The following is a 25,151-nucleotide window of genomic DNA, read 5'->3' as shown; positions in this document are numbered from 1 at the left end:
GCTACCCGAAGTTCAAGAAGAAGGGGCAGTCGAAGGAGTCGGCGACCTACTTCTCGAACTGCTTCACCTACCGGGGTGGGCAGGTCCGGTTGGCCAAGCAGTCCGAACCCCTGGATATTCGGTGGTCGAGGCCGCTGCCGGAGGGGGCGGTGCCGTCGCAGGTGACGGTGTCGCGCAATGCCCGCGGTCAGTACCACATCTCGATCCTCGTCGAGGACACGATCAGCGAGCTCGAGCCGGTCGATCGGGTGGTGGGGCTCGATGCCGGGATCACGAGCCTGTACACGCTGTCGACGGGGGAGAAGATCACCAATCCGCGCCATGAGCGCACGGACCGCGAGCGGCTGGTGAAGGCGCAGCGGGCACTGGCCAAGAAGCAGAAGGGGTCCCGGAACCGGGCCAAGGCCCGACTGAAGGTCGCGAAGATTCATGGTCGGATCGCTGATCGGCGCCGCGATTATCTGCACACACTTTCCACTCGGCTGGTGCGCGAAAATCAAGTGATCGCCGTCGAGGATCTGAGTGTGCGGAATATGGTGAAGAATCGGTCGTTGTCTCGGGTGATCTCGGATGCGGGGTGGTCCGAGTTCCGGTCGATGCTCGAGTACAAGGCCGACTGGTACGGGCGGCGGGTGGTGGTGATCGATCGGTTCTGTCCGTCGTCGAAGACCTGCTCGGTGTGCGGGGCGGTCGCCTTGGCGATGCCGCTGGACGTGCGGGAGTGGACGTGCCGGTGCGGCGTCGTCCACGACCGCGACGTGAACGCGGCAAGGAACATTTTGGCCGTCGGACTGACGGTGGCAGCCTGCGGAGACGGTGTGAGACCACCTCGCACATAACGTGCGGGGTGGCGACTGTCGGTGAAACAGGAACCTCGGGACGCGAGTCTCGAGGGGAATCTCGGTCGTTCACGGCCGAGAGGAAGTCAAGCTTTTCTTCACGCTCCAGGCGCCGCCGAAGGCCCTGCTGGGGATGTTTCTGAGTTTCGCGTGCGGCGTCGGCTGGGCCGGGTTGTTCCTGCTCGTCAAGGACGCCCTGCCCGGGGTGCCGTTCGAACTGATGATGGGGGTCGGCGTGGCCCTCGTCATCTTCCTGATTCTGTCGGTGCACCCGATCCTGCTGGGGCGCACACCCTTCGGAGTCGTCCCCGCGGTGCTGCTGGGGCTGATCGAGTCGTTGCTCGTGACGATGGTGACCCCGATGCTCGTCGACGGCGCGCCGGAATTGAACCTGCTCTGGCTGCTCGTCGTCTTCGGTTACGGCTGCCTCATGACGCTGATCCTCGTGGCGGTCCAGGACCGGCTGATCACCGCGGTGCTCGGGACGACCTGGCGTTCCGCCGCGACGGAGGACGCACCCACACGTGCACCACGAGTTGTGGGCTGAGCGGGGACTACGGTCTGCCTATGGACGACGGTCGACTCGAAGAACTCGTCGCGCGTGCCCGGGCGCTGGCCGAACCGGGCACGCGCCGCGTTCTCGGCATCGCGGGACCGCCGGGCTCGGGAAAGAGCACGGTGGCCGCGGCGGTGCTGACGGCGCTGGGATCGTCCGCGGTGGTCGTGCCGATGGACGGATTCCACCTGGCGGGTGCGGAACTGGCCCGCCTCGGCCGGGCCGGACGCAAGGGCGCACCGGACACCTTCGACGCCGCCGGGTACGTGGCACTGCTGCACCGGATCCGGGAACCGAACGGCGAGACGGTGTACGCCCCGCAGTTCCACCGCGAGGTCGAGGAGTCGTACGCCGGGTCGATCGCCGTCCCGCCGGACGTTCCGCTGGTGATCACCGAGGGCAACTACCTCCTCCTCGACGAGGGACCGTGGTCGGCGGTGCGTGCCCTGCTCGACGAAGCGTGGTTCCTCGCCCCGGACGGGGACGAGCGCGTCGCGCGCCTCGTCGAGCGGCACGTCCGGTTCGGCAAGTCACCCGACGAGGCGCGAGAGTGGGTGCGGCGCAGCGACGAACGCAACGCCGCGTTGATCGCACCCGGCTGCGCCCGGGCCGACGTCGTCGTCCGCGGCGACCCGGTGTGACCCTTCAGGCCGGGTACTCGATGGGCTCCATGCGACCGCTGGTGAGCGAGCGGGTCGCGGCCTCGGCGATCGCCTGCGCCTTCAATGCCTCCGACAGGGTGGGTCCGATGGCGGCGCCGTTCTCCAGCGCGTCGACGAAGTGGTCGAGTGCGATGCGGTAGCTGGCCCGGATCCTCTCGAACCATCCCGTGTGCATCCCGTCGTCGACCACGCGGCCCGCGCTGTACCGGGAAACGGACCCGGCGCGCTGACGTCGCGCCTCGACCATGCCCGTGGAACCGAGCACCTCGATGCGTTCGTCGTAGCCGTAGCCGATCCGCCGGGTGCAGTCGATCTGGACGAGTGCGCCGCCGGGCAGGCGCAGCGTGACTGCCGACGTGTCGACGTCGCCGTACTCGGCGAGGCGGGGTTCGGCGAGCGTGGAACCGGTCGCGAACACCGACTCGGGGTCGAGCCCGGATATCCACCGCGCCAGGTCGAAGAAGTGGACGGTCTGGTCGCGCATCTGCCCGCCCGAGACGGCGATGTACTCGAGCGGCGGCATCGCCGGGCCACGGCTGGTCATCTGGATCAGCTCGACCGAGCCGATCTCGCCGGACGCGACCACCCGCTGCAGCTCGGCGTAGTCGCGATCGAAGCGGCGGTTGAAATCGACCATCGCCCGCAGCGACCGGGAGTCGGCGAAACGCACGACGTCGACGGCGCGCGAGAGGTCGAGGTCGATGGGCTTCTCGCACAGGGCCGGGATTCCCGCCGTCGCCGCGGTGCGGAGATGCTCGGCGTGGGTGTCGGTGGACGACGCGATGAAGACGGCGTCGATCGCCGTGGAATCGAAGACTTCCGCGAGATCGGTGGTCGCGCGGCTGCCGTGCCGCTTGGCGAGGTCCGTCGCGCGCGCGAGGTCGATGTCGAAGACGAGTGCCAGGTCGACGTCGGGGTGCGCCGCGAGGTTGGCGCCGTGAACGCCGCCGATGAACCCGGCTCCGATGAGGGCGAAACGCTGCATGTCAGATACCGACCTTTTCGTGTGCGAAAGCGGGAACGACCCAGGCCGAGTCGGCGGCGTCGGAGGCGGCCGTCGCCTCGACGAACTGGACGCCGATCAGCCCGTCGCGTCCGGTGGGGAAGGACAGATCGCGGAGGGTGGTGGGCTCGCCGTCGCGGCGGGCGCGGAGTTCGTCCGCGAGGTCGCGGTAGAAGTTCGCGAACGCCTCGAGGAAGCCCTCGGGGTGTCCCAGACCGGGACGGGTGAGCCGGGCGGCGTCCTCGGACAGCGTGCGCATTCCCTGCGCGAGGATCGTGGTGGCGCCGTCGAGGTCGCGGACCGTCAGGTGGTGCGGATCCTCGTGCCGCCATTCGATGCTCGCGGTGTCGCCGAAGACCCGGATGCGCAGGCCATGCTCGTTGCCGGTGGCGGCCATGCTCGCCCAGAGCGTCGCGGGTGCCCCATTGGAGAGGGTGAGGCGCACGGTGGCGTTGTCGAACACCCGCCGCCCGGGGACGAGGGTGTCCAGTTCGGCCGATACCCGGGTCGCCTCGAGACCGGTGACGAAGCGCAACAGCTGGAAGGCGTGGGTACCGAGATCGCCGACGACGCTGGGGAATCCCGCGATGTCGGGGTCGGTACGCCACCGCGCCTGCCGGTGCTCGCCGAGTTCGAGGGCCGCCGCCGCCCAGCCGGACGCGTGTTCCACCGCCACGAACCGGATGCGTCCGAGGTCGCCGTCGCGCACCATCCGGGCCGCGTGCCGGACCATGGCGTAGGCCGAATAGCAGTGCGGAACAGCCAGAATGGCGCCGRACGACTCGGCAATCGCGACGAGTTCCGCTGCCGACTCCGAGTCGCGGGTGAGGGGCTTCTCGCACACCACCGAGATGCCGGCCTCCAGAAATGTGCGCGCGATGTCGAAGTGGCTGTCGTTCGGGGTGGTCACGGCCACCACGTCGACGCCGTCCTCGCGGGTGGATTCCCGTTCGGCCATCTCCCGGTGGTCGCGGTAGGTGCGCTCGGCCGTCACGCCGAGGCTCTCCGCGATCTGCGCCGACGACGCGCTGTCTCGTCCGAAGACTCCCGCTTGCAGGTCGTATCGGTCGTCCAGGCGCATCGCGTAGCGGTGGGTCTTGCCGATGTCGGCGCCCTGTCCGCCGCCGACCATGCCCGCGGACAGTCGCAAACTTCCGTGCTTGCTCAACTCGGCTCCTTCCGGAAAGGGACAAACGTGGACCGGTCCCAGTTGTGATGAGCGTAACACGGCCCCGGCTCCATATGCTGTCCCTCGTGAACGAATCAGATCGCGGCACGGCCGAGGGTGAGGCGGCGGACGTGGCGCCGGGAGCGTCGTCGTTTCGCCCACCGACGATCCGCGACGTGGCCGCGCGGGCGGGGGTGTCGAAATCGCTGGTGTCCCGGGTGCTCCGCGGCGAGGCGAACGTCAGCCCCGCCCGCCGCGAGATGGTCACGCAGGCCATGAAGGAACTCGACTACCGGACGAACACCATCGCCCGCGGACTGTCCGAATCGCGCAGCGGCACAGTCGGGGTGATGTTGAACGACCTGCGCAACCCCTGGTTCGTCGAACTGCTCGAGGGCATGACGACGACACTCGACGCCGTCGGAGTCGCGCCGGTGCTGGCCGACAGTCATCTGGATCAGCGCGTCGGGCGGGACACCGTCGAGACCCTGCTGTCGCAGCGGATCGACGGGTTGGTGGTGGTGGGCACCACCGACGCCGGCCCCGCGATCGAACGGGCCGCGGCCCTCGTCCCCGTCGTCCTCGCCGGAACCCACGAACCGAGTCTGCCGAACGTCGACATCGCGGCGGACGACGACATCGCCGGTGCCCGGCTGGCCACCCGGCATCTACTGGACCTCGGCCATCGGCGGATCGCGTACCTGCAGGGTCCCGGAGTGGTGGGCACTCTGCGCCGCGACGGATTCACCGAGGCGATGACCGAGGCCGGGTGCGGCGACCTCGCGTCCGTGCAGTTCGCGGGCATGACCGAGGAGAGCGGATACGTCGCGGCCGGTCGTGTACTCGATGCCGAACCCCGGCCGACGGCGATCCTCGCGTTCAACGACGTCACGTGCGTCGGGGCGCTGTCGGCGGCCGACGACCGCGGCCTGAGAGTCCCCGACGACCTCTCGCTCGTCGGGTACGACGACACGTATCTCGCACGGATCCGGCACCTGTCGCTGACGTCGGTCAACAACGGCAATTTCGCGGTCGGTGCGCAGGCCGCGAAATTCCTGCTGCAGCGGCTGGAGCGACCGACGCAGTCGCGGCGCATCCACCTGCACACGCCGACGCTCAGTGTTCGCCGTTCGACAGCGGCGCCCGGCGGCGGGAAGGGGTGACCTCCCTGCTGCCGGGCGCCGCGCTGGAACGTGAAACCAGCTTCTACTGAGGGCTTTTGACCGCGAGAACCGGGATCGGTGATTGCAGGATGAGGCGCTGGCTCACGCTGCCGAGCAGGGCCTTGCCGACCGCGCTGCGGCGCTTGACCCCGATCACGAGGCGTTCGATGTCGGGCCGGTCGTCGATCAGATCCAGCACCGCGGTTGCGGGATCGCGGTCGCCGCGGCCGATCCGGTCGAGGACGGTCACCCCGCCGTCCGCGAGGGTGTGCACCTCTTCGGGTTCGGTGAGGGAGAGGTTCACCACCAGCAGATCGGTGTCCAGCATCGCGGCTTCCTTCTTGCCGGCGAGGAGGGCGTGCGATCCTTCGGAGGTATCGGTCACTGCTACGAGCACTGTCATGAGGTCAACCTTTCACGGGACTCGGTGCGGAGACGGTCACGAATACTCGCGCCGGAACTGTTCTTCGAGTTCCTCGAGGGAGCGGCCGCGGGTTTCCGGGACCTGGGTGGTGATGAACACGAGAGCCAGCACGCCGAGGCCCGCGAAGATGAAGAAGGTGGCCGCGATTCCCAGTGCTGCCACGAGGGGCGGGAAGACGAGCGCGACAATCGCGTTCGCGATCCACAGCATGAAGATGCAGATGCCGATGGCGAAGCTGCGGATCTTCAGCGGGAAGATCTCCGACAACATCAGCCACACCAGGGGACCGATCGTGCCCTGCATCGAGAAGACGAACAGAACCACGAACACGAGGATGAAGTAGGCCTTCGCGGTGCCGTCGGGCAGCAGGAAGGCCGACAGGCCGACGAGGAGGTGGAACGTGGTGGTGAGCACGAACCCGCCGATGAGCATCTTGCGACGGTCGATCCGGTTGATCAGGGCGATGCCGGTGAGGACGCCGAGCACGCTGAACAGTCCGTTGAGGGTGTTCGCGACAATGGCTGCGTTGGAGGAGAATCCGGCGTCGCCGAGCAGCTGGGTGCCGTAGTACATCACCGAGTTGATGCCGGTGGCCTGCTGGAACACGCCGAGGCCGACGCCGATGAAGATGAGGCGGCGGATCCACTTCACCGACAGGTCCGCGGGACCGCCGGTCTGCGCGAGCTTCTCTTCCTCCGCGAGCGCCTGGACCTCCTCCAGTTCGGCACGCGCCCGCTCCGGGGACCGGACCTGGAGGAGCACGGCGAGCGCTTCGTCGTGCCGATCCTGCGACATCAGCCAGCGCGGGCTCTCCGGCATCCTCAGCATTCCGGCGAACAGGACGATGGCCGGAGCGACGGCGATCAGGAGCATGAAGCGCCAGACGCTCTCGTGCTCACCCCAGATGTTGAAGATGACGGCGTTGATCACGAATGCGGCGAACTGCCCGCACACGATCATGACTTCGTTGCGGGAGACCACGCTGCCGCGCCGTTCGGCGGGGGAGATCTCGGCGAGGTAGACGGGCACGGTCGCGGATGCGCCGCCGACGGCGAGGCCGAGGATGAAGCGGAACAGTGCGAGTATCTCCCACGTGGGGGACAGCACGCAGCCGAGCGTGCCGATCATGAAGATGATCGCGAGTACCAGGATGTTGTGCCGGCGTCCGTACCGGTCGGACATCCGGCCGCCGATGAGGGCGCCGATCGCGGCGCCGAAGATCAGGATGCTCACCACCAGGCCCTCGGTGAACGAGGTGAGCTGGAGGTCTTCCTTGAGCGGTTCGAGTGCGCCGTTGATGACTCCGGTGTCGTATCCGAAGAGCAGGCCGCCGAAGGTGGCGACGACGGCGATGACGCCGAGCCTGTGCGAGTGCCGTCCAGGCGCGTCGGCGGGCAGGTGCTGGGCGGTAGTTCGGGTGAGATCGCTGGCCATGAACATCTCCTCGACGTATTCCATGTGCAGAACACGTAATGTGTTTATGTCCGGACAAAGCTAACCCATTGTGACTCGGGGCACAACGGCTAGCCGATCATCGAACGGCTCCCATCGCGCGGTAGGCCAGTACCTACCGACAGGTAATAGAACGCATGATCTGTTATCGTTCGCCGTATGCCCAGGCCACGCGTCCACGACCTCGACGCCGCGCTCGACACCGCCGAACGGCTGGCCGTCGAGGGCGGGCCGAGCGCGGTGACGCTGCGGGCGGTCGCCGCCGCCACGGAGATGTCCAACGGCGCCATCTATCACGCATTCGGCTCCCGCGGAGGGCTCGTCGGACGCGCATGGCTGCGGGCGGCGCACCGATTCCTCGACCTGCAACAGGAATCGGTCGAGCACGCGCTGGAGCGGGGTCCCGTGGACGCCGTCGTCGCGGCCGCCGACACCCCGGCCGTCTTCGCCGAGAAGTTCCAGCAGTCGTCGCGGCTCCTGCTCACCGTGCGCCGCGACGAACTGCTCGGATCCGACGTCCCCGAGGACGTCGCGGACGAGTTGGCGCGCCTCGACTCCGTCCTCGTCGACCTGTTCGTTCGGTTGGCGCTGGCGTTGTGGGGGCGCAGGGACGGTCGCGCGGTCGAGGTGATCGAAGCGTGCGTCGTCGGACTCCCCACCGGACTGCTGCTCCGTGCCCGGCGGAAACCGGACGACGCCGTGCGCCGGCGCCTGGAGGTGGCGGTCCGCGCCGTCCTCACCCTCGACCCCCCGCCCCCGGGGAAACGTCACGACAGCACCACGAAAGGTTCCTGATGACCGCCACCCTGACCTACCGGGACAAGATCGCCGTCCTCGACCTCGGCGACGACGAGAACCGTTTCTCCCCCGAGTGGCTCGACACCGTCGACGGTCTCCTCGACGACGCGCACGAGCACGGCGCGCAGGCCCTGGTCACCACGGCCACCGGAAAGTTCTATTCCAACGGCCTCGACCTGGAGTGGCTGCTGGCCAACGGCGACCGCGCGGACTGGTACGTCGGGCGCGTGCAGGCCCTGTTCAGCCGCATTCTGACGCTCCCGCTGCCGACGGTGGCCGCGGTCAACGGGCACGCGTTCGGCGCGGGCGCCATGCTGGGAATCGCCCACGACTACCGGGTGATGCGGTCGGACCGCGGGTTCTACTGCTTCCCCGAGGTCGACATCCACATCCCGTTCACCCCGGGCATGGCGGCGCTGATCCAGGCCAAGCTGACGCCGCAGACCGCGATCACCGCAATGACCACCGGCCACCGGTACGGCGGCACCGAGGCGCACACCAGCGGGCTGGTCGACGGGACCGCGCCCGAAGGCGCGGTCCTGGGTGCCGCTGTCGACCTGATCTCCCCGCTCGCGGGGAAGGACGCCGGCACGCTCGGTGCGATCAAGTCGACCATGTTCGCGCCGGCCGTCGCCGCGCTCGCCACGGGCCGGTCATAACCGGCTGATACGAAACCTACTGGGCGAGAGTAGGGGTCATTCTCCCGGCACGTGGAGGATCAGGGCGTCGCCCTGTCCGCCGCCGCCGCACAGCGCGGCAGCGCCGGTTCCACCGCCGCGTCGCTTCAGTTCGAGCGCGAGGTGCAGCACGACCCGCGCACCCGACATGCCGAGCGGATGCCCGATGGCGATGGCGCCGCCGTTGACATTGACCTTCGACGGGTCGATTCCGAGTTGCCGGGTCGACTCGATGCCGACGGCGGCGAACGCCTCGTTGATCTCGACGAGATCGAGGGCGGACGCGTCGAGTCCCTCTCGGGCGCAGGCCTTGTCGATGGCGTTGGCGGGCTGCTGCTGGAGCGTCGAATCCGGACCGGCGACGACGCCGTGGGCGCCGATCTCGGCGATCCATTCCAGTCCCAGTTCCTCGGCCTTGGCCTTGCTCATCACCACGACGGCCGCGGCGCCGTCGGAGATCTGCGACGCGGACCCGGCGGTGACGGTGCCGTCCTTGCTGAACGCGGGACGCAGCTTCGACAGCGACTCGGCGGTGGTGTCGGCGCGGATGCCCTCGTCCTCGGTGACGACGAGCGGCTCACCCCTGCGCTGCGGGATGGTGACGGGAACGACCTCGTCGTCGAAGAGGCCGTTCTTCCACGCGGCCGCGGCACGCTGATGCGAGGCGGCGGCGAAGGCGTCCTGCTCCTCGCGACCGATCTTGTCGGTGGTCGCGTTCCGGGTCTCGGTGAGTGCGCCCATCGCCTGGTCGGTGAAAATGTCGTACAGGCCGTCGTAGGCGAGGTGGTCGACGAGGGTGGTGTCGCCGTACTTGAACCCGCCCCGTGAGCCCGGGAGCAGGTGCGGCGCCTGGGACATCGACTCCTGCCCACCGGCGACGACGACGTCGAACTCGCCGGCGCGGATCAGCTGGTCGGCGAGCGCGATGGCGTCGAGACCCGACAGGCACACCTTGTTGACGGTCACGGCGGGCACCGACATCGGGATGCCCGCGGCGACCGCGGCCTGCCGGGCCGGGATCTGACCGGCGCCGGCAGTGAGGACCTGCCCCATGATCACGTACTCCACCAGTTCCGGTGCCACGCCGGCCTTGTCGAGGGCGCCCTTGATGGCGATGCCGCCGAGATCGGATCCGGAGAGGGTGGCGAGCGAACCCGTCAGCCGGCCGACGGGGGTCCGGGCCCCGGCGACGATGACGGACCTGGTGCGTGAAGTCATGGGAGTGTCCTTGGTGTCGTGTCGAATGTCGGTCAGACGAGCGCGGATTCGCGGATCTCGAGGGGGGTTCCGGTGGCGGCGACGACGTCGTCGACGGTGACACCGGGGGCGACCTCACGCAGGGCGAGGGTGCCGTCGCCGACCACGTCGATGACGGCGAGGTTGGTGATGATGCGGTTGACGACGCCCTGGCCGGTCAGCGGCAGGGTGCAGGTGTCGATGATCTTGGGGTTGCCGTCCCGATCGGTGTGTTCCATGAGGACGATGACGCGGCTCGCCCCGTGCACGAGGTCCATCGCGCCGCCCATGCCCTTGACCATCTTGCCGGGGACCATCCAGTTGGCGAGGTCGCCGGTGCGGGAAACCTGCATGCCGCCGAGGACGGCGGTGTCGATGTGGCCGCCGCGGATCATGCCGAACGACAGCGCCGAATCGAAGAACGCGGCTCCGGCGTTGACGGTGACCGTCTCCTTGCCCGCGTTGATCAGGTCGGGGTCGACGTTCTCGTCGGTGGGGTAGGGGCCGGTGCCGAGGATCCCGTTCTCCGAATGCAACGTGACGGTGACGTCGGTGCCGAGGTATCCGGGGATGAGCGTCGGCAGTCCGATGCCGAGGTTGACGTATTCGCCGTCGACCATCTCCGCGGCCGCGCGGGCGGCCATCTGGTCACGTGTCCATCCGTTGGTGCCGGTCATCGAGTGGCTCCTTCCGTGCTGCTGACTGTCCGCTTCTCGATCCGCTTGTTCTGGGGCCCGGTCTCGACGATGCGCTGAACGAAGACTCCGGGCAGGTGCACCTGGGCGGGATCGATGGTGCCTGCGGGGACGAGTTCCTCGACCTGCGCGATGGTCACCTTCCCGGCCATGGCCGCGAGGGGGTTGAAGTTCAGGGCCGTCTTGTCGAAGACCAGGTTGCCGGCGGTGTCGCCGCGCAGCGCGTGGACCAGGGCGAAGTCGGCGGTGATGCCGAGTTCGAGGACGTAACGCTTGTCGCCGAACTGCCGGGTTTCCTTGGCGGGCGACGCGAGCGCGACGGAACCGTCGGCGGCGTAGCGCCACGGCAGGCCGCCGTCGGCGACCGGGCTGCCGACACCGGCGGGGGTGAAGAACGCGGGGATGCCCGCACCGCCGGCCCGGAGGCGTTCGGCCAGCGTGCCCTGCGGGGTGAGTTCCACCTCGAGCTCGCCGGAGAGGTACTGGCGGGCGAATTCCTTGTTCTCGCCGACGTAGGACGCGGTGACACGGCGAATCTGGCGGGCGCCCAGCAGGATCCCGAGCCCGTGGTCGTCCACACCGCAGTTGTTGGAGAAGACCTCGAGGTTCCCGACACCCGACTCGGCGAGCGCGCGGATCAGCGAGTCGGGGATTCCGCACAGGCCGAATCCGCCGACGGCGATCGTCGCGCCGTCGGACACGTCCGCGACAGCTTCTTCCGGGGTGTCGAACACTCTCGATCCCATGTGCATCCTTTCTTCTGGCCGCCGAACCCGGCGATACCGCCTTCCCGCGACATTTCGTCCATCCAGTGGACGACCTCTGCGACGGGCTTTGCTCCACTAAAAGGGGTCGCTTCATGCATTTCAAGGAGATTGGACATGTTGCTCGCGGTCTGGACGTCGTGAACAAGAGCGTTCACTGAGTGGACGTATACTCCGGTCATGAACGAGGCGCAGCGACCACAGGTCATTCACCGGGTGGGATCGATCCTGCGGGCCGTCGCGGCGCTCGAATCGTCGGGATCCTCGACGTCCGCCCTGGCGCGGGAGACGGGCCTCGCCCGCCCCACCGTGCATCGCCTCCTCGTCTCGCTGGCCGAGGAGGGGCTGGTCGACCGCGACCTGAAGTCGGGCAAATGGTCGCTCGGACCCGAGCTGTACCTGCTCGGCTCGCTCGCCGCCAGCAGGTACGACATCACGGACCGGTCCCGCGACATCCTCCGCGATCTCGCCCGCGAGACCGGCGAAAGCGTGTTCCTGTCCGCTCGCCGCGGCGACGAAACGGTCTGCATTGCGAGCGAGGAGGGCAGCTTCCCGCTGCGCTCGCACGTGCTGCACATCGGAATCCGATTTCCGCTCGGGGTGGCGACGGCGGGGATGGTCATCCTGTCGCACCTGCCGGACCGCGAGATCGACGAGTACCTGACGCGCGCGGACGTCACCGGCGAATGGGGGCCGCAGCACAGCCGGGAGAAGATCGCCGAGCGCATCGCGGAGACCCGCCTCAACGGCTACACCGTCAACCCCGGACTGCTCGTCGAGGGCAGTTGGGGGATGGGCGCCGCCGTCTTCGACACCCAGGGATCACCGGCCTGGGCGCTGAGCATCACCGGGGTGGAGAGCCGGTTCCGTGAGGAACGACGTCGCGAACTGGGAGAATTCCTCCTCCGCGAGGCACACCGGCTCACCCAGCTACTCGCCGACCGGCCGCGGAGCCGCGGCTGAACCAGCGGTCGGACCCCGCCTACGCGGCCTTCCGGCGACGCCCCGGCCGCCCGTGGCGGGTGTCGATGCTCCACACGTGCGTGCAGTCGGGGCACTGCAGGTGCACGGTGGTTCCCTGATTGCTCAGCAGGTACTGCCAGTGCCGGTGGCAGTTGCGGCCGGACCCGCAGTCGCCGCAGGACGAGCCGTGGTCGCAGCCCGGGCAGGGCAACCAGGCACGACGGGAGAAGTCCGCGGTGGGATCAATCGGCAACACGGCCCACCGTCCGATCCGGGAGCACACCTGCCTGCACCAGTTCGTCGTAGATGCGCTGCTGCTCGGGGTCGAGCCCGGAATACAGCATGTCGTAGGCCCGCTCTTCCTCCGCCAGCACGGCGACGGGATCCCAGTCCTCGCCGATCGCTTCGAGGACAGCGGTGCGCCGACGCGCTTCGTCCAGCGTGAGGTCGAGAGCGAACGAGAGTTCGGAGTCGCTACCCATGTGGTCACCTTCGTTTCGCAGTCGCCGACATCGAACGGGCTCCGACATCGAAGGGGTCAGGGTCACTCGAGCCTGCCCAAGATCACAATGACCTGGATCACGTCGATCGAAAGTGTTGCGTCGTGTTCACAACGACGCGCCCCGTCGTCCGGGTGGACGACGGGGCGCGGGTGGTTCCGGTGGTGCGGGTGGGTCAGGCCTGAAGGCCGGCCTCGATCTCGAGGGTGATGGTGATCTTGTCGCCGACGACGGCGCCGCCGCCTTCGAGGGGCATGTCGATGGTGATGCCGAAGTCCTTGCGGTTGAGGACGGTGGTGGCTTCGAAGCCGGCGACCGGCCCGTTGCCCATGCCGGGGTTGACGCCGTTGAACTCGAGGGCGAGCTCGACCTGCCGGGTGACGCCGTGGAGGGTGAAGTCGCCCTCGACCACGTAGTCGTCGCCCTTGGCGCGGACGGCGGTGGAGGTGAAGGTGGCGGTGGGGTACTGCTCGGCGTCGAAGAAGTCGGCGGACTTGATGTGGGCGTCGCGGTCGGTGTTCTTGGTGTCGATGGACGCGACCTGGATTTCGGCGGTGACGGCAGTGGTGCCGTCCTCGGCGACGGTGATCGCGCCTGCGAAGTCGTTGAACGTGCCGCGGACCTTGCTGACCATGAGGTGGCGGACGGAGAAGCCGACGGTGGAGTGGACGGTGTCGATGGTCCAGGTTCCGGCGGTGAGGTTGGGGAGGGTGGCGGTGGCGGTGGTCATGAAAACTCCTTGACGGTGAACGGCACTCGAATCGAGGTAATTGAATCTGCAACTACTAAGGTAGGGGGAAGTCGTTGCGATGTCAACTAAAATCTGCGGAGGGTGGGTGAGCTGCGGTTACTGCTTCGGCCGGACCTGATGGCGGCTGACGATGGAGATCCGGTTGAACGCGTTCATCGTGACGGCGATCCAGCTCACCGTGGAGATCTCCTGCTCGGACAGGAACCGCCGCGCGAAGGCGTAGTCGGCGTCCTGGCGGTGCGCGTCCGGGAGCGTGGTGATCGACTCGGCCAGGGTGAGGGCCGCGACCTCGCGTTCGGAGAACAGTGTCGTCTCCCGCCAGGCAGGCAGAACTGCGAGACGCTGCTGGGATTCGCCCGCCGCGATCGCCGCGGCGACGTGCACGTCCAGGCAGTACGCGCAGCGGTTGATCTGGGAGACGCGGACGTTGATCAACTCGACGAACCGCCGGTCCATCCCGGCCTCGGTGGTCGCGTGACGGATGGCCTTGGCGACGCCGATCTGCGCCTGATAGACGGCCGGACTCCGTTTGTCGATGTGGACGTAGTCGTTCTCCGTTGACGTGCTGCTCATGACCGGCCTTTCGGTGGGTGGCTCAGGGGTTCTCCTGCAGGTGGGCGCGCATTTCGCCGAAGTCGTGCCCGAGGATGGCGACGTCCCGGGGGCAGAGCAGGTCGAACATGTCGCGGCGCACCTCCGCCACGTGTCCGGGGCTGGCGGCGGCGAGCTTCTCGGCGCCGGCGTCGGTCAGCTCGGCCAGCATTCCCCGCTTGTCGTCCTTGCACTCCAGCCGCCGCACCCAGCCTGCCTCGACCAGCCGGCTGATCGCCCGGGTCACGCCACTGCGCGTCGTGGTGACCGCGTCGGCGAGTTCCCGCATCCGCAGTTGCCGCTGCGGCGCCTCCGACAGCACGACGAGAAGTTCGAAGTCCGTGAACGAGATTCCGGAGTCGCGGGTGAGCTGCCGATCGAGCGCCTGCAGGAGTAGTCGGGTGGCGTCCAGGTAGGCGCGCCACGTGTTCTGTTCTTCGGCGCTGAGCCATCTGGTCGATTCCACGGGACCAGCATATCCCAAGTAGTTGACAGCGCAACTACTTGGTGTACGGTGGTGATAGTTGAAAGCGCAATCATCGGCGTTTCGCGGAGAGAGGTTCGGGCAATGAGCACCACAGACGAGCAGGAGCGCTCCCAGCGGTTCGCCGCGCAACGCGACAGGATCCGCGCCGAGCATCTGAAGCCCGTCTCGTCGCGGCCCGCATCCTCGGCCCGCGGACTCCACCACACCGCGCTGATCAGCAGCGATGTCGAGCGCACCGTCCGGTTCTATCAGGATCTCCTCGAGTTCCCGCTGACCGAACTGATCGAGAATCGCGACTACCCCGGGTCTTCGCACTTCTTCTTCGACATCGGCAACGGCAACCTGCTCGCCTTCTTCGACTTCCCGGGCCTCGAGGTCGGCCCGTATCAGGAAGTGCTCGGCGGACTCCACCACATCGCGATCAGCGTCGAACCCGGCCGCTGGAATCACCTGCGCACGAAACTGGTCGACGCCGGCGTCGAACTCGTCGAACACAGCGAGGTGTCGCTGTACTTCCGCGATCCCGACGGTGCCCGCCTCGAACTCATCGCCGATCCGCTCGGCGAAATGTACGGCTCACACGTTCTGTGAAAACCCTGCTCTGAGAACGCCGGAAAGGATTCACTCATGACTGCCGCCATCACCTCACCCCGCCTCGACGTCCGCCGCGCCGACGACCGCTTCAAGACGAACGTGGGCTGGCTCGATTCCAAGCATTCCTTCTCGTTCAGCAACCACTACGACCCGGCCAACACCCACCACGGTGTGCTCATGGTCAACAACGACGACATCGTCGTCCCCGGCCAGGGTTTCGACACCCACCCGCACCAGGACATGGAGATCGTCACCTGGGTTCTCCAGGGTTCACTGGTGCACCAGGATTCGATGGGCCACTCCGGCGTCATCTACCCCGGACTCGCCCAGCGCATGAGCGCGGGAACCGGAATCCTGCACTCGGAGAAGAACGACTCGTGGCGACTGCAGGGAGACGCCGACGAGCACCGCGATCCGGTCCACTTCATCCAGATGTGGGTCGTCCCCGACGAAGCCGGGATCACCCCCGGCTACGAGCAACTCGAAATCGACCACGAGTTGCTCGCCGGCGGGCTGGTTCCCGTCGCGTCCGGCATGCCGGGCCACGCCGACCACTCGGCGATCCGCATCAAGAACAAGTACGCCGCAATGCATGTCGCACGACTGCAGCCCGGCCAGGCGCCCATCACCCTGCCCGACTCCCCGTTCCTCCACGTCTTCGTCGCGCGCGGCGAAGCCTCGTTGGAGGGTGTCGGCCTCCTCGCCGAGGGCGACGCCGTCCGGATCGGCGGTGGCGGTGGGCAGCAGATGACCACCGACACCGGCGCCGAGATCATCGTGTGGGAAATGCACGCGAAGATCGCCGGATGACGCGAGCGGCGGGGCAGGTGCGGGTGTAGGTCCCGGACCGGAGGAGTTCCGTGGTATTTCCTAGTCGAAGTTCGCATTCGCTGCCTGCCGGCACGGTCAGGTTCACGGTGAACAGGTCGTCGGTGATCGTCCAGCGCACCGCGATGTTGCCGTACGGGCTGCAGTGCTCGGCGTGGGCGGCATTGATGTCCCCGCCGGGGCGCGGATCGACGACGAATCGGCGATAACCGACGGTGTCGGGGCCGGTGGTCTCGGCCGGGCGCAGGCCGGCGACGAACTGGTGGAGAAACGAGATGACCGCGCCCTTGGCGTAGTGATTCAGTGAGGCGGTGGCGCGGCCGTTCTCGTCGACTCCGTCCCATCGCTCCCAGATAGTGGTGGCGCCGCGGTCGATCATCTCCATCCAGGACGGATTGCCGGTGGACAGCAGTACCCGGTAGGCGGTGTCGAGGTGCCCGTTGCGTGCGAGCGCGGGCAGCAACATCCCGGTGGCCAGGAAACCGGTGCCGAGGTGATCGTCGTTGTTGGCGAGCAACTGTGCGAGTTCGTCGGCGAACCGGTGGCGGGCCTCGGCCGGAACGAGGTCGAACTCCAGGGCGCGGACATAGTTCGCCTGGGTCGGGTGGGTCAGAGTGCCGTCCGGCGCGATGAATTCGCGCTGCCAGGCGTGGACGGCCCCCGCGGCGATCGCGGCATAGCGGCACTCGTCCCGGTTGCGACCCAGCACGCCGGCGATCTGCGCGAGCAGTCCCGCCGACCGTGCGAGGTACGCGGTGGCGACCACACTGTGATCGCGAGCGGGATCGGGCGCGGGAATCTCGTCAGGTTCGAGCCACTCTCCCCAGTGAAAACCTGTGTCCCACAGATATTTTTCGTGGTCGTCCGGTGTGGGACGCGCAYGCGCGCGGTCGGGATGGCGGCGGTCGCGCGCCGTGCCGGCGGCCAGCTCGACCCACCGCGTCATGGAATCGTATTGGCGTTCCAGGACTTCGACGTCGCCGTACAGGCGCCACAGCTGCCACGGGACGATGACGGCGGCGTCGCCCCAACCGGCCGAGCCGTTGGCGATGTCGGCGAAATGGTTACCCGACGGCTGGTTGCCTGCCGGGTTGGGCACGATGTTGGGTACCGTGCCGTCCGGCCACTGGTCGGCGGCGAGATCACGCAGCCATTTGTCGCTGAATCCCGCGACATCATGTGTGAAGGCCGCTGTTTCGACGTAGACCTGCCAGTCGCCGGTGAAGCCCGACCGCTCGCGCTGGGGACAATCGGTCGGGACGTCGCAGGCGTTGCCGCGGAAACTCCACACCGCGGCGGCGTGGAGTTTCTCGAGACGAGCGTTGTCGCACCCGAAACGCCCCACCTGTTCCAGGTCGGTGTGCACGACGGCGGCGGTGATCGAGTCGGGCCCCGGTTTCGTCTCGGGCCCGACGATCTGGACGTACCGGAACCCGTGAGTGGTGTGGCGCGGCTCGAATGCCTCGCCGCGGCGCCCCGATGACACGACGTGGTCGACCTGACCGGCAGGCAAACTCTTGCCGGTCGCGAACTCGAAAGCGCGCAGGTGATCCGTGTCGACCCTCCCGTCGGCAGCGAGGGACTCACCGTGGGTGAGGGTCACGTGCGTGCCTGCCGGGCCGAGGTCGGCCGCAGCCACCCATCCGTTGATGTTCTGCCCGAAATCCACGACGTACGTTCCGGGTCGGGGCTCGGTGACGGCCACCGCCGCCAGTGTTTCGATCCGGCGCACCGGGGGTGCCACGCCGGTCGTCAACCGGGCACGATCGTCGTAGAGTCCACCGCGAGCGACCACCGCCGGGTGGTGTACCTCGTCGGCGGGCACCCGGCGCAGATCCACCCGCTGGCCGTCCATCAGGTCGGCGGCGTCGATCTCACTCGGTGCGCTGGTCCAGCCGTCGCCGGTGCCGAAGCGTTCCGCCGTTCCGTCGGCATAACGGACGTGCAGTTCCGCGAGCGCGGCAAGCCGATCCCCGAAACCGTCACCGTGGCGCTCGAACCCGTGCCGGCCACGGAACCACCCGTCGCTCAGCAGGATTCCCAGGTCGTTGTGTCCTTGGCGCAGCAGGTCGGTGACGTCGAAATGCTGCACCTGCAGGTGCGCTCGGTAGGAGGTGAAGCCCGGGGTCAGCTCGTGATCACCGACCCGGACATCGTTGACGAAGAACTCGTAGGTGCCGTGAGCGGTCGCGAACAACGAGGCGTGTGTGATCTCCGCCCGCGGTCGCCAGGAGGCGCGCAGCCGGTATGCGGGACGGTGACCGAGCGGCGGAACGTCGGGCTCGTACGGTTCGATCCAGTCGGCCGTGAGGTCGCCGCCGTGCAGAAGGCCGGTGACCCACGGAGCGGGCTCGGACCAATCGCTCGGTCCGAGATCCGTCCAGCACCGCACCTGCCAGGTGCGTGCCTCGCCTGCGGTAGGCACCGGATGTGTTGCTGTCCAGGGCCGTACGAGGACGTGGTCGCGTCCCTCGATGATCTCGGTGGTGAACACGGTGTTCGACGTGCGGTCGGAAATGCCAGTGACCCGGATTTGGTACGCCAGCTGACCGGTGCTTCCGGTGGGCAGCCACCAGGACAGTCGCGGGTGGGTGGTGCCGCAGGGTTCCCCGGGCCGGAGATGTTCGAGGCGCAGGTGTGTCGGTGTCGTCATCGGATCGACCGCACGAACAGAAGGGCTGCGCCGGCGACGGCGGCGCAGGCCGCCAGGACGCAGAACAGAAGCGCATAGTTGTCGCCGGTGAGTGGAAGGAGCACGGCGCCGATGAGCGGGACGACGGCATAGGGGAGTGTGGCCGCCACCTGGTACACGCTCATCGCCTTGGCCGTCTGCCGGACGTCGGGGATGACCGCGGCGGCGATCGCGATGTCGACCGTGAGGTAGCACGCCTGACCGATCGTGAAGGCGACGAACGCCAGCAGGAACCCGCTGACGTGCGGGTTCACGGCCAGATACACCAGCGCGCCGCCGGTGAGGAACGATGCGACCGCGACGAAGGCCTTGCGCCGGCCCAGTTTGTCGGAGAGGAATCCGGCGAGCAGGAACGACCCGATCGAGATGGGGGTGGTGACGGCGGTGGCGTGGGCGTATTCGGCGGCCGCGTCCGTGATGCTCAGTCCGGCCGCGTCGACCAGGAAGTAGGTCGCGTAGGTGGTGAGCCCGACCATCGCGAGCCCGAACAGAAACCGGCTGATCCAGTTGAGCGCGAAGTCCGCGTGCCGGATCGGGTTGATCCAGTAGCTTGCCGCGAACTCGCGAAAGCTGTAGGGCTGCAACGTGGCCGGGTCCACACCCGAGTCGGCGCCTCGGATGACCACGGCGACGACGGTCAGGCACACGATGGCGGTAATGCCGGGGATGATCATCATCGGCACCGGGTGGTCGGCGAGGCGGCTCCCGAGGGTGACGCCTGCGAGAACGGCGAACGCCGTGACGAAGCCGATCATCCCCGACAACCGGGCGCGCAGATGGTCGGGGACGAAGTCGGGAATGAGCGCGACGAACCCGGCCAGCGCCGCGGAGTAGCCCAGCTGCGCGAGTGCCCAGCCCGCGGCGATCGCCGCGACGTTCGTCGCCAGCGCGATCACGGTGAGGCCGGCCAACGCGACGAGAGCGCCGCCGATCAGCCACGGGGTGCGCCTGCCGAGCCGGCTGGTCGTGCGATCGGACAGGGAGCCGAACAGCGGTATCGAGGCAAGCGCGACGAGGGCGCCGATCAGTACCACCGTCGACAGTCCGAGTGTCTTGCCTTCGGCGTCCACGCCGAAGATGCGGATCGACAGCGTGATGATGGTCGGGGTCAGACTGCCGAAGTACACCCCGAATGCGCCGACGACCAGGGCGGGGACGACGTAGCGGGGGCGCGGCGCGGTGACCGCGGAGGGGTGGCCGAGCTGTGCGGGGGACGGGTGTGTGGAGCGAACGGTAGCCATCGGCGTTCCGCCTTCCGTGAAGTGGAGATCCGCGCGGCGAGGTGGGGCGCAGCGGACGTCGCAGTGTGATGCACAGCACCGTACACGAAAACCGGGTGTATCCGGTTTTCAATCCGAGAATCGTGCTGTCGTATCGTGGCGACATGGGAAAACGGGCGCGTGGCAGCTACTCGGTGGGTATCGAGCGGCGCACGCGAATCGTGGAGGCGGCCGCGGGGCGATTCTCGGCGGAGGGGTACCACGCGACCACCATGGCTAGCATCGCCACCGACGCGGGAATCAGCGACAGTGGTCTGCTGCACCACTTTCCGTCGAAGAAGCACCTCCTTCTGGCCGTGGCGCAGTACCGCCTCGACACCTCGGCCGAGTGGTGGGACACCCTCCCCGCCGAGGTGTCGGGTCTGGCGACCCTGGATGCGATGGTCGACGCGGCGCGGCGACTCGTCGGACAGCCGGGTCTCATCGAACTGTTCGTGCTGGTGAGCGCGGAGGCGGCGGATCCGAGCAGTCCCGCCCACGCCGTCCTCGCGCAGCGCTACGACGGCGCCGTCGATGCCCTCGCGGCGCGCCTGCGTCAGGGGGTGCACCGAGACGGGCTGCCGGCATCGCTGGACTTCCCGGCGCTCGCGCGTGAATGCATTGCGGTGAGCGACGGCCTGCAGTTGCAGTGGGTGCTCAGCGACGGCGTCGTCGACATCGTCGAGGGTGTCCGCGGACATGCCGCGCGGCTGACCGCCGCGCTGACCGGCGCGACGGAGGAAGAATCCGGGTCTTCCGTTCAGGTTGTCGAAGCTGCTACTGTGCCCGACAGACAGTGACCTATGGAAGGGCCTTACAACCGCGCGAGCGGCGACCCAGGCCCGGGTCCTGCATCCGAAGGAGTTCAATCCCTTGGACACGGCTTCGACCGTCGTCCGCCGATCCACCGTCGAGTACGCCCCCGATCTGCTACTCGATCTCGTACGCCCCGCCGAGGCAGCGCATCCATTGCCTGCGATCGTGTGGGTGCACGGAGGTGGTTGGCGGCTTCAAGACCGCACTGCATGCCCAGATCTGGTGCAACACTTCGCAGGACACGGCTACGTCATGGTCAGCATCGACTACCGCCTCGCGCCCGGGACCTGCCACCCCGGCCAGCTCTTCGATGTCCGGCGGGCGGTGCGCTGGCTGCGCGCCAACGCCGCGGACCACGGCATCGACCCCGACCGGATCGGTGTGTGGGGATCGTCGGCCGGTGGGCACCTCGCCGCGCTGACCGGAGTGCACTCGGCCACAACACGATTGCCCGGGGAAGAACCCACGACCGTCGACAGCTCGGTGCAGGCCGTCGTCGACGGTTACGGGCCCGCCGACCTGCCCGGCCTCGTCGACCTCTCCGCGGAACGGACACCGGGGGAGGGTCATTCCCCGGAGGCGTCGTTGCTCGGTGGCGCGATCCGGGACCGACTGGACGCGGCGCGATCCGCGAGCCCCGCGCTGCACGTGGCGCCCGGAGCGCCGCCGTTTCTGGTCATGCACGGTGTCGCCGACAACCTGGTGCCGTTCACGCAGAGCGTCGCGTTGTACGACGCGCTCGTCGCTCACGGCAACGACGCCATTCTCTACCTGATCGAGGGATTCGGGCATGGGTTCTTCAACCCGGGGCACGTCCTCGAACTCGGCCCCGACCAGACCCTCGACCAAGGCCGTCTCGAACGAGATCCGCAGGCGCCGGCCTCGACCCGCGCGGTGAGCGACTTCGGTCGCGCACTGACCGAGAGGTACTCCTCCGCCTCATTCGCCGCGATCGAAGCCTTCTTCTCGCACACACTGAAACCAGGAACACGCACACCATGACTACTTTCGACATTCCCGTCCTCGACGAGGTCCACGCTGTCGCCCCGCAACTCGACACCCTTCCCGGCCGCTGCGTGCCCTACGCCATGGCTGCCGGTGAAGGTGAGCGCCACGAACTCGGCGGGCAACTGATCACCGTCATCGCCCGCCCTGAGGACACCGGTGGACGATTCGGCGCCGCATATGTGTATGGCGGCAAGGGAACCGAGACCCCGTTCCTCTCCCACGACCGCGAGCATCGCTTCCTGTACGTCACCGACGGACGGCTGCAGGTGTGGTTGCCGGGCGAATCGCACCTGCTCGTGCCGGGCGACTCGGTCACCGTCCCGGCCGGGACGCCGTACGCGTACCGCATGCTCGCGCACCGGACCCGGTTCCTGAGCTGGCTCACCGTCGGCGACGGGCACCGGTGGTCGCAGGCGACCGGCCACGCAACCCAGTCGCACGTCTTCGACTCCGCCGCGGCGCCGATGTCGGACGCGCGGCAATCCGAATTCGCGGATCGGTTCGGCATCCGGTTCCACGATCTCGAGAAGAAGGACCTGCCCGCGGTGACGGGCGCGGTGCTCCCGGCAGGGGAGTCGCCTTACGTGCTGCAGGCAGGCGAAGGCGACCGCTGGGCGAGCCTCGACCAGTTGAACACGTATCTCGCACGGCCCCGGAACACCGGCGGAACGTATTTCGCGATGCACACCATGGGCGGCAAGAGTGCGTACATTCCCCGTCACTTCCACCGCGAGCACACCGAGAACTTCTTCTGCATCGAGGGTCGAATTCTCCTGCACGCCAACGGTCGGGAGATCACGCTGACCAAGGGCGGCTTCCTCCATGCGCCTGCCGGAACGATCCACAGTTTCGCGTTCGACAGCCACGACACGCAGATGCTCGGCCTGCTGACCACCGGCGTGTTCGAGAAGTTCTTCGAGTACATGAACGTCCCGACGGACGCGCACGTGCACACCGAGGGCGGCGACATGCAGTTCCCGGCCGACGGGTTCGCACGGGCGCGTTCGGAGCTGGACCTCGAGGTCGTCGGCCCGCCGCCCGCCCGAGGCGCCGGGCGGTGAGTCCCGCCCGGCGCGCACGCCGCCGGAGCGGCTGAGCTCTACACTCGAGCCATGGCGATCCAGAGCACCGTCACCCGGGCAGAGTCCCTGGTCGCCCATATCCAGGATCGGATCGCCGCGGGCGAACTCGCGCCCGGTGATCGGGTGGGCACCCGCAAGGAACTCCAGGAGGAGTCGGGGATGGCCCGCGGAACGGTCATCGAGGCCGTCCGGCTCCTGCAGGATCGGGGAGTCATCACCGTCCGGCCCGGGCCCGGCGGTGGCCTGTTCGTCGCCGAACCGTCGTCGGTGGTCCGGCTCGGCCGCACCCTGCTGACCGTCGAGGGCGACGCGGCGGGAGTCGCCGACGCCATCGCCGTCCGAGAAGAGTTGGAACCCCTCGTGACGGAACTGGCCGCCCGGCACCGGACCGCGGCCGACGTCGCCGACCTGCGGAGACTGATGACCGTTCTCGAGGACTCGGCCGGCGACCCCGAGGCGTTCATCCGCACCGTGTGGGATCTGCACCGCCGGATCGTGGCGATCGGCCCCAACCGGGTGTTGCGCGAAACCTATCTGAGCCTCGAAACCTACGTGGAGCAGCACGCGACGCGCGCGAGCCGCGAACGAAGCGCCACCAACAGCGAGTACTTCGCGCGACGGATCGACGTGCACCGCGCACTGGTCGATGCCATCGAGTCCGGCGACGCGGCGAGTGCCCGCGCGGCCGCGCAGGCGCACGCTCACTGAGCGATCACTTTTCGCAGTCTTTCTCGATTCCCGTGCTTGACAGGGGGCAGTGGTCTGTGGCTACCATCACACATAACGGTTATAACCGTTTATCGGAGGAGTCGATCCTCCCCCCACTGACCAGGAGTGTTCCGCATGAATTTCTCCACGTCCTCGCCCGGCGGCCGCGGCAGAGTGCTCGTGCCCGTCCTCTGCTGGGCTGCCCTCCTCAGCGACGGATATGACCTGTTCGTCTACGGCGCCACCCTGCCCGCCCTGATCGCGCACGCCCCGTGGTTCATTACGGCGGGGGCGGCAGGCACCGTGGGCAGCGCCGCCCTGGTCGGAGTCCTCATCGGTTCGCTGACGGCCGGGACGCTCACCGACATCCTGGGCCGTCGCCGCCTGTTCCTCGCGTGCCTGACGCTCTTCTCGACTGCAACCCTGGTCACCGCGATCGCCCCGACCTTCGAGATCTTCGCCGCCACCCGGTTGGTGGCCGGCCTGGGGATCGGCGGGTTGATGCCCACCGCCATCGCGATGGCGGCGGAGTTCGCGTCCCCCGCCTACCGGTCCCGGATCCTCGGCATGGTGCTCACCGGGCCGGCATTCGGCGGCGTCCTCGCATCGACCGCGTCCCTGCTGCTGCTCGAAGAGTTCGGCTTCCGCCCGGTCTACGCATTCGGTGCGGTTCCGCTGATCACGTTGCTGCCGTTGGCGTTCGCGTTTCTGCCGGAGTCGCGGGCGTTCGCCGTCGAACGATCCTCCGAGGGCCGGGCGTCGAAGTCGCCGGTCGCCAAGCTGTTCGGTGACGGGATGGGGCGGGCCACGGTCGGCATCTGGTTCGTCGCGATCTGCAGCATGCTCACCATGTTCGGGGTGACCACCTGGCTGCCGCAGATCATGCGCAATGCCGGTTACCCGATCGGTTCGGCGGTGACGTTCCTGCTCGTCTACAGCGCCGGCGCCATCGTCGGAACGCTGCTCGCCTCCGTGCTGGCCGAACGGTTCGGTCCCAAGCCGCTGGTCCTGACCGGGTTTTCCACGGCCGCAGTCTCTCTCGCGCTGCTGGGCACGCACCCGCCGACCGCCGTCCTGATGCTGCTGGTGGCGCTGGCCGGATTCGGCGGCCTCGGCACCCAGAACATGCTCAACGATCACATCGCGACGTTCTACCCGGCCCGGTTCCGGGCAACCGGACTCGGGTGGGCGCTCGGAATCGGACGGGCAGGCGCGATCGCGGGCCCCACGTACGGCGCGTTCTTCGTCGCCGGTGGCGGTGCCGTCATCGTCAGCTCACTGGCATTCGCCGTGCCCGCGCTGATCGGCGGTGTTGTGATGGCCACTCTCCCGAGACGCCCCCGCGCGACCTCCGCCGATGCGGACAACCGCGTCGAAGCGGCCACCCCGCGCAGCACCGAAATTTCCCGCTAGAACTCGCCACCGAAGGGTGGCG

The 25,151-nt window shown here is 68.1% G+C and carries 28 protein-coding genes; 14 read left to right on the top strand and 14 right to left on the bottom strand.

The genetic code is table 11. The annotated features are described in order from the left end of the window. The 3 genes from AC1DWT_RS21755 to AC1DWT_RS21745 all read left to right on the top strand — a co-directional run. Positions 1-839 (top strand): RNA-guided endonuclease InsQ/TnpB family protein (locus AC1DWT_RS21755; protein WP_477922143.1); only part of this gene is annotated, 839 nt, incomplete at its 5' end. A gap of 133 nt (positions 840-972) precedes the next feature. Then, on the top strand, positions 973-1,386 hold the full coding sequence (locus AC1DWT_RS21750) for a hypothetical protein (protein WP_477922141.1): 414 nt from the start codon (positions 973-975) through the stop codon (positions 1,384-1,386). A gap of 20 nt (positions 1,387-1,406) precedes the next feature. Then, complete coding sequence (locus AC1DWT_RS21745; protein ID WP_477922139.1) at positions 1,407-2,036, top strand: nucleoside/nucleotide kinase family protein; 630 nt, start codon at positions 1,407-1,409, stop codon at positions 2,034-2,036. Positions 2,037-2,040: 4 nt separating this feature from the next. Here the strand turns inward: AC1DWT_RS21745 and AC1DWT_RS21740 are convergent, their stop codons facing one another. Together AC1DWT_RS21740 and AC1DWT_RS21735 are read right to left on the bottom strand one after the other, a co-directional pair. Continuing rightward, positions 2,041-3,042 (bottom strand): Gfo/Idh/MocA family protein, encoded by a 1,002-nt coding sequence (locus tag AC1DWT_RS21740; protein WP_477922137.1) that lies wholly within the window; start codon positions 3,040-3,042, stop codon positions 2,041-2,043. Between the two features lies 1 nt (position 3,043). Further along, positions 3,044-4,228, bottom strand: coding sequence for a Gfo/Idh/MocA family protein (locus tag AC1DWT_RS21735; protein WP_477922135.1), 1,185 nt, complete (start codon positions 4,226-4,228; stop codon positions 3,044-3,046). Positions 4,229-4,314: 86 nt separating this feature from the next. On the opposite strand from AC1DWT_RS21735, the gene AC1DWT_RS21730 reads away from it, so the two are divergent. Beyond that, positions 4,315-5,391, top strand: a complete 1,077-nt coding sequence (locus tag AC1DWT_RS21730; protein WP_477922133.1) for a LacI family DNA-binding transcriptional regulator — start codon at positions 4,315-4,317, stop codon at positions 5,389-5,391. 43 nt (positions 5,392-5,434) lie between these two features. Here AC1DWT_RS21730 and AC1DWT_RS21725 read toward each other — a convergent pair whose 3' ends face one another. Both AC1DWT_RS21725 and AC1DWT_RS21720 read right to left on the bottom strand, forming a co-directional pair. Continuing rightward, entirely contained in the window at positions 5,435-5,794 is a 360-nt protein-coding gene (locus tag AC1DWT_RS21725) for a universal stress protein (RefSeq protein WP_477922131.1), read from the bottom strand. A gap of 36 nt (positions 5,795-5,830) precedes the next feature. Next, positions 5,831-7,273, bottom strand: a complete 1,443-nt coding sequence (locus tag AC1DWT_RS21720; protein WP_072943532.1) for a sugar porter family MFS transporter — start codon at positions 7,271-7,273, stop codon at positions 5,831-5,833. A 153-nt stretch (positions 7,274-7,426) separates the two neighbouring features. Here AC1DWT_RS21720 and AC1DWT_RS21715 point away from each other — a divergent pair, with 153 nt between their 5' ends. Both AC1DWT_RS21715 and AC1DWT_RS21710 read left to right on the top strand, forming a co-directional pair. Continuing rightward, positions 7,427-8,062: a TetR family transcriptional regulator gene (locus AC1DWT_RS21715; protein ID WP_477922129.1), complete on the top strand. Its 636-nt coding sequence runs from the start codon at positions 7,427-7,429 to the stop codon at positions 8,060-8,062. Next, the gene (locus AC1DWT_RS21710; RefSeq protein ID WP_072943521.1) at positions 8,062-8,724 is read left to right on the top strand and encodes an enoyl-CoA hydratase-related protein; all 663 of its coding nucleotides are present in this window, start codon (positions 8,062-8,064) and stop codon (positions 8,722-8,724) included. The genes AC1DWT_RS21715 and AC1DWT_RS21710 overlap by 1 nt, the downstream gene beginning before the upstream one ends. 36 nt (positions 8,725-8,760) lie before the next feature. Here the strand turns inward: AC1DWT_RS21710 and AC1DWT_RS21705 are convergent, their stop codons facing one another. Genes AC1DWT_RS21705 through AC1DWT_RS21695 form a run of 3 tightly spaced genes read right to left on the bottom strand, consistent with a single transcriptional unit; the run spans position 8,761 to position 11,419 of the window. Then, the gene (locus tag AC1DWT_RS21705) at positions 8,761-9,960 is read right to left on the bottom strand and encodes an acetyl-CoA C-acetyltransferase (RefSeq protein WP_276140464.1); all 1,200 of its coding nucleotides are present in this window, start codon (positions 9,958-9,960) and stop codon (positions 8,761-8,763) included. A 32-nt stretch (positions 9,961-9,992) separates the two neighbouring features. Beyond that, positions 9,993-10,655 carry a 3-oxoacid CoA-transferase subunit B gene (locus AC1DWT_RS21700; protein WP_072949585.1) on the bottom strand — a complete coding sequence of 221 codons (663 nt, stop codon included), beginning with the start codon at positions 10,653-10,655 and terminating at the stop codon, positions 9,993-9,995. Continuing rightward, positions 10,652-11,419, bottom strand: coding sequence for a CoA transferase subunit A (locus AC1DWT_RS21695; protein ID WP_378683835.1), 768 nt, complete (start codon positions 11,417-11,419; stop codon positions 10,652-10,654). The genes AC1DWT_RS21700 and AC1DWT_RS21695 overlap by 4 nt, the downstream gene beginning before the upstream one ends. Before the next feature lie 198 nt (positions 11,420-11,617). Between AC1DWT_RS21695 and AC1DWT_RS21690 the strand changes: the two genes are divergently transcribed. Further along, positions 11,618-12,400 carry an IclR family transcriptional regulator gene (locus tag AC1DWT_RS21690; protein WP_206014294.1) on the top strand — a complete coding sequence of 261 codons (783 nt, stop codon included), beginning with the start codon at positions 11,618-11,620 and terminating at the stop codon, positions 12,398-12,400. Positions 12,401-12,419: 19 nt separating this feature from the next. Here the strand turns inward: AC1DWT_RS21690 and AC1DWT_RS21685 are convergent, their stop codons facing one another. The 5 genes from AC1DWT_RS21685 to AC1DWT_RS21665 all read right to left on the bottom strand — a co-directional run bounded on the left by AC1DWT_RS21685 (position 12,420) and on the right by AC1DWT_RS21665 (position 14,708). Continuing rightward, positions 12,420-12,656, bottom strand: a complete 237-nt coding sequence (locus tag AC1DWT_RS21685; RefSeq protein WP_072949578.1) for a hypothetical protein — start codon at positions 12,654-12,656, stop codon at positions 12,420-12,422. After that, on the bottom strand, positions 12,643-12,882 hold the full coding sequence (locus tag AC1DWT_RS21680) for a DUF6400 family protein (RefSeq protein WP_072949576.1): 240 nt from the start codon (positions 12,880-12,882) through the stop codon (positions 12,643-12,645). Before AC1DWT_RS21680 ends, AC1DWT_RS21685 begins: the two co-directional genes overlap by 14 nt. Before the next feature lie 193 nt (positions 12,883-13,075). Continuing rightward, entirely contained in the window at positions 13,076-13,630 is a 555-nt protein-coding gene (locus tag AC1DWT_RS21675; RefSeq protein ID WP_072949574.1) for a YceI family protein, read from the bottom strand. Positions 13,631-13,747: 117 nt separating this feature from the next. Next, the gene (locus tag AC1DWT_RS21670; protein ID WP_477922125.1) at positions 13,748-14,224 is read right to left on the bottom strand and encodes a carboxymuconolactone decarboxylase family protein; all 477 of its coding nucleotides are present in this window, start codon (positions 14,222-14,224) and stop codon (positions 13,748-13,750) included. Positions 14,225-14,246: 22 nt separating this feature from the next. Then, entirely contained in the window at positions 14,247-14,708 is a 462-nt protein-coding gene (locus AC1DWT_RS21665; RefSeq protein ID WP_072949569.1) for a MarR family winged helix-turn-helix transcriptional regulator, read from the bottom strand. A 102-nt stretch (positions 14,709-14,810) separates the two neighbouring features. Between AC1DWT_RS21665 and AC1DWT_RS21660 the strand changes: the two genes are divergently transcribed. Next, positions 14,811-15,320 (top strand): VOC family protein, encoded by a 510-nt coding sequence (locus tag AC1DWT_RS21660; protein ID WP_095865638.1) that lies wholly within the window; start codon positions 14,811-14,813, stop codon positions 15,318-15,320. A gap of 36 nt (positions 15,321-15,356) precedes the next feature. Further along, positions 15,357-16,133 (top strand): pirin family protein, encoded by a 777-nt coding sequence (locus tag AC1DWT_RS21655; RefSeq protein ID WP_206014297.1) that lies wholly within the window; start codon positions 15,357-15,359, stop codon positions 16,131-16,133. Here AC1DWT_RS21655 and AC1DWT_RS21650 read toward each other — a convergent pair. Then, positions 16,096-18,804: a family 78 glycoside hydrolase catalytic domain gene (locus tag AC1DWT_RS21650; RefSeq protein WP_477922123.1), complete on the bottom strand. Its 2,709-nt coding sequence runs from the start codon at positions 18,802-18,804 to the stop codon at positions 16,096-16,098. The genes AC1DWT_RS21655 and AC1DWT_RS21650 overlap by 38 nt on opposite strands. Beyond that, positions 18,801-20,084: an MFS transporter gene (locus AC1DWT_RS21645; protein WP_477922121.1), complete on the bottom strand. Its 1,284-nt coding sequence runs from the start codon at positions 20,082-20,084 to the stop codon at positions 18,801-18,803. Before AC1DWT_RS21645 ends, AC1DWT_RS21650 begins: the two co-directional genes overlap by 4 nt. A 143-nt stretch (positions 20,085-20,227) precedes the next feature. Here AC1DWT_RS21645 and AC1DWT_RS21640 point away from each other — a divergent pair, with 143 nt between their 5' ends. The 5 genes from AC1DWT_RS21640 to AC1DWT_RS21620 all read left to right on the top strand — a co-directional run bounded on the left by AC1DWT_RS21640 (position 20,228) and on the right by AC1DWT_RS21620 (position 25,129). After that, on the top strand, positions 20,228-20,902 hold the full coding sequence (locus AC1DWT_RS21640) for a TetR/AcrR family transcriptional regulator (protein WP_241031429.1): 675 nt from the start codon (positions 20,228-20,230) through the stop codon (positions 20,900-20,902). A 73-nt stretch (positions 20,903-20,975) separates the two neighbouring features. Further along, positions 20,976-21,920: an alpha/beta hydrolase fold domain-containing protein gene (locus AC1DWT_RS21635; RefSeq protein ID WP_477922119.1), complete on the top strand. Its 945-nt coding sequence runs from the start codon at positions 20,976-20,978 to the stop codon at positions 21,918-21,920. Then, complete coding sequence (locus AC1DWT_RS21630; protein WP_477922117.1) at positions 21,917-22,987, top strand: quercetin 2,3-dioxygenase; 1,071 nt, start codon at positions 21,917-21,919, stop codon at positions 22,985-22,987. Before AC1DWT_RS21635 ends, AC1DWT_RS21630 begins: the two co-directional genes overlap by 4 nt. A gap of 51 nt (positions 22,988-23,038) precedes the next feature. Then, the gene (locus AC1DWT_RS21625) at positions 23,039-23,716 is read left to right on the top strand and encodes a FadR/GntR family transcriptional regulator (protein ID WP_072949549.1); all 678 of its coding nucleotides are present in this window, start codon (positions 23,039-23,041) and stop codon (positions 23,714-23,716) included. 135 nt (positions 23,717-23,851) lie between these two features. Beyond that, complete coding sequence (locus AC1DWT_RS21620) at positions 23,852-25,129, top strand: MFS transporter (protein ID WP_477922115.1); 1,278 nt, start codon at positions 23,852-23,854, stop codon at positions 25,127-25,129. The last annotated feature ends 22 nt before the right edge of the window (positions 25,130-25,151 follow it).

It is taken from the genome of Rhodococcus sp. P4_B6 (assembly GCF_056402215.1).
This window is presented reverse-complemented; position numbering and strand designations above follow the sequence as displayed.

What these genes read in the sequence shown, in the direction of transcription:
- AC1DWT_RS21695 (WP_378683835.1), bottom strand. Translation starts at nt 11,419, where the DNA reads ATGGGATCGAGAGTGTTCGACACCCCGGAAGAAGCTGTCGCGGACGTG.
- AC1DWT_RS21660 (WP_095865638.1), top strand. Translation starts at nt 14,811, where the DNA reads ATGAGCACCACAGACGAGCAGGAGCGCTCCCAGCGGTTCGCCGCGCAA.
- AC1DWT_RS21625 (WP_072949549.1), top strand. Translation starts at nt 23,039, where the DNA reads ATGGCGATCCAGAGCACCGTCACCCGGGCAGAGTCCCTGGTCGCCCAT.
- AC1DWT_RS21715 (WP_477922129.1), top strand. Translation starts at nt 7,427, where the DNA reads ATGCCCAGGCCACGCGTCCACGACCTCGACGCCGCGCTCGACACCGCC.
- AC1DWT_RS21645 (WP_477922121.1), bottom strand. Translation starts at nt 20,084, where the DNA reads ATGGCTACCGTTCGCTCCACACACCCGTCCCCCGCACAGCTCGGCCAC.
- AC1DWT_RS21750 (WP_477922141.1), top strand. Translation starts at nt 973, where the DNA reads ATGTTTCTGAGTTTCGCGTGCGGCGTCGGCTGGGCCGGGTTGTTCCTG.
- AC1DWT_RS21740 (WP_477922137.1), bottom strand. Translation starts at nt 3,042, where the DNA reads ATGCAGCGTTTCGCCCTCATCGGAGCCGGGTTCATCGGCGGCGTTCAC.
- AC1DWT_RS21655 (WP_206014297.1), top strand. Translation starts at nt 15,357, where the DNA reads ATGACTGCCGCCATCACCTCACCCCGCCTCGACGTCCGCCGCGCCGAC.
- AC1DWT_RS21680 (WP_072949576.1), bottom strand. Translation starts at nt 12,882, where the DNA reads ATGGGTAGCGACTCCGAACTCTCGTTCGCTCTCGACCTCACGCTGGAC.
- AC1DWT_RS21710 (WP_072943521.1), top strand. Translation starts at nt 8,062, where the DNA reads ATGACCGCCACCCTGACCTACCGGGACAAGATCGCCGTCCTCGACCTC.
- AC1DWT_RS21705 (WP_276140464.1), bottom strand. Translation starts at nt 9,960, where the DNA reads ATGACTTCACGCACCAGGTCCGTCATCGTCGCCGGGGCCCGGACCCCC.
- AC1DWT_RS21620 (WP_477922115.1), top strand. Translation starts at nt 23,852, where the DNA reads ATGAATTTCTCCACGTCCTCGCCCGGCGGCCGCGGCAGAGTGCTCGTG.
- AC1DWT_RS21690 (WP_206014294.1), top strand. Translation starts at nt 11,618, where the DNA reads ATGAACGAGGCGCAGCGACCACAGGTCATTCACCGGGTGGGATCGATC.
- AC1DWT_RS21745 (WP_477922139.1), top strand. Translation starts at nt 1,407, where the DNA reads ATGGACGACGGTCGACTCGAAGAACTCGTCGCGCGTGCCCGGGCGCTG.
- AC1DWT_RS21640 (WP_241031429.1), top strand. Translation starts at nt 20,228, where the DNA reads ATGGGAAAACGGGCGCGTGGCAGCTACTCGGTGGGTATCGAGCGGCGC.
- AC1DWT_RS21675 (WP_072949574.1), bottom strand. Translation starts at nt 13,630, where the DNA reads ATGACCACCGCCACCGCCACCCTCCCCAACCTCACCGCCGGAACCTGG.
- AC1DWT_RS21700 (WP_072949585.1), bottom strand. Translation starts at nt 10,655, where the DNA reads ATGACCGGCACCAACGGATGGACACGTGACCAGATGGCCGCCCGCGCG.
- AC1DWT_RS21670 (WP_477922125.1), bottom strand. Translation starts at nt 14,224, where the DNA reads ATGAGCAGCACGTCAACGGAGAACGACTACGTCCACATCGACAAACGG.
- AC1DWT_RS21725 (WP_477922131.1), bottom strand. Translation starts at nt 5,794, where the DNA reads ATGACAGTGCTCGTAGCAGTGACCGATACCTCCGAAGGATCGCACGCC.
- AC1DWT_RS21720 (WP_072943532.1), bottom strand. Translation starts at nt 7,273, where the DNA reads ATGGAATACGTCGAGGAGATGTTCATGGCCAGCGATCTCACCCGAACT.
- AC1DWT_RS21630 (WP_477922117.1), top strand. Translation starts at nt 21,917, where the DNA reads ATGACTACTTTCGACATTCCCGTCCTCGACGAGGTCCACGCTGTCGCC.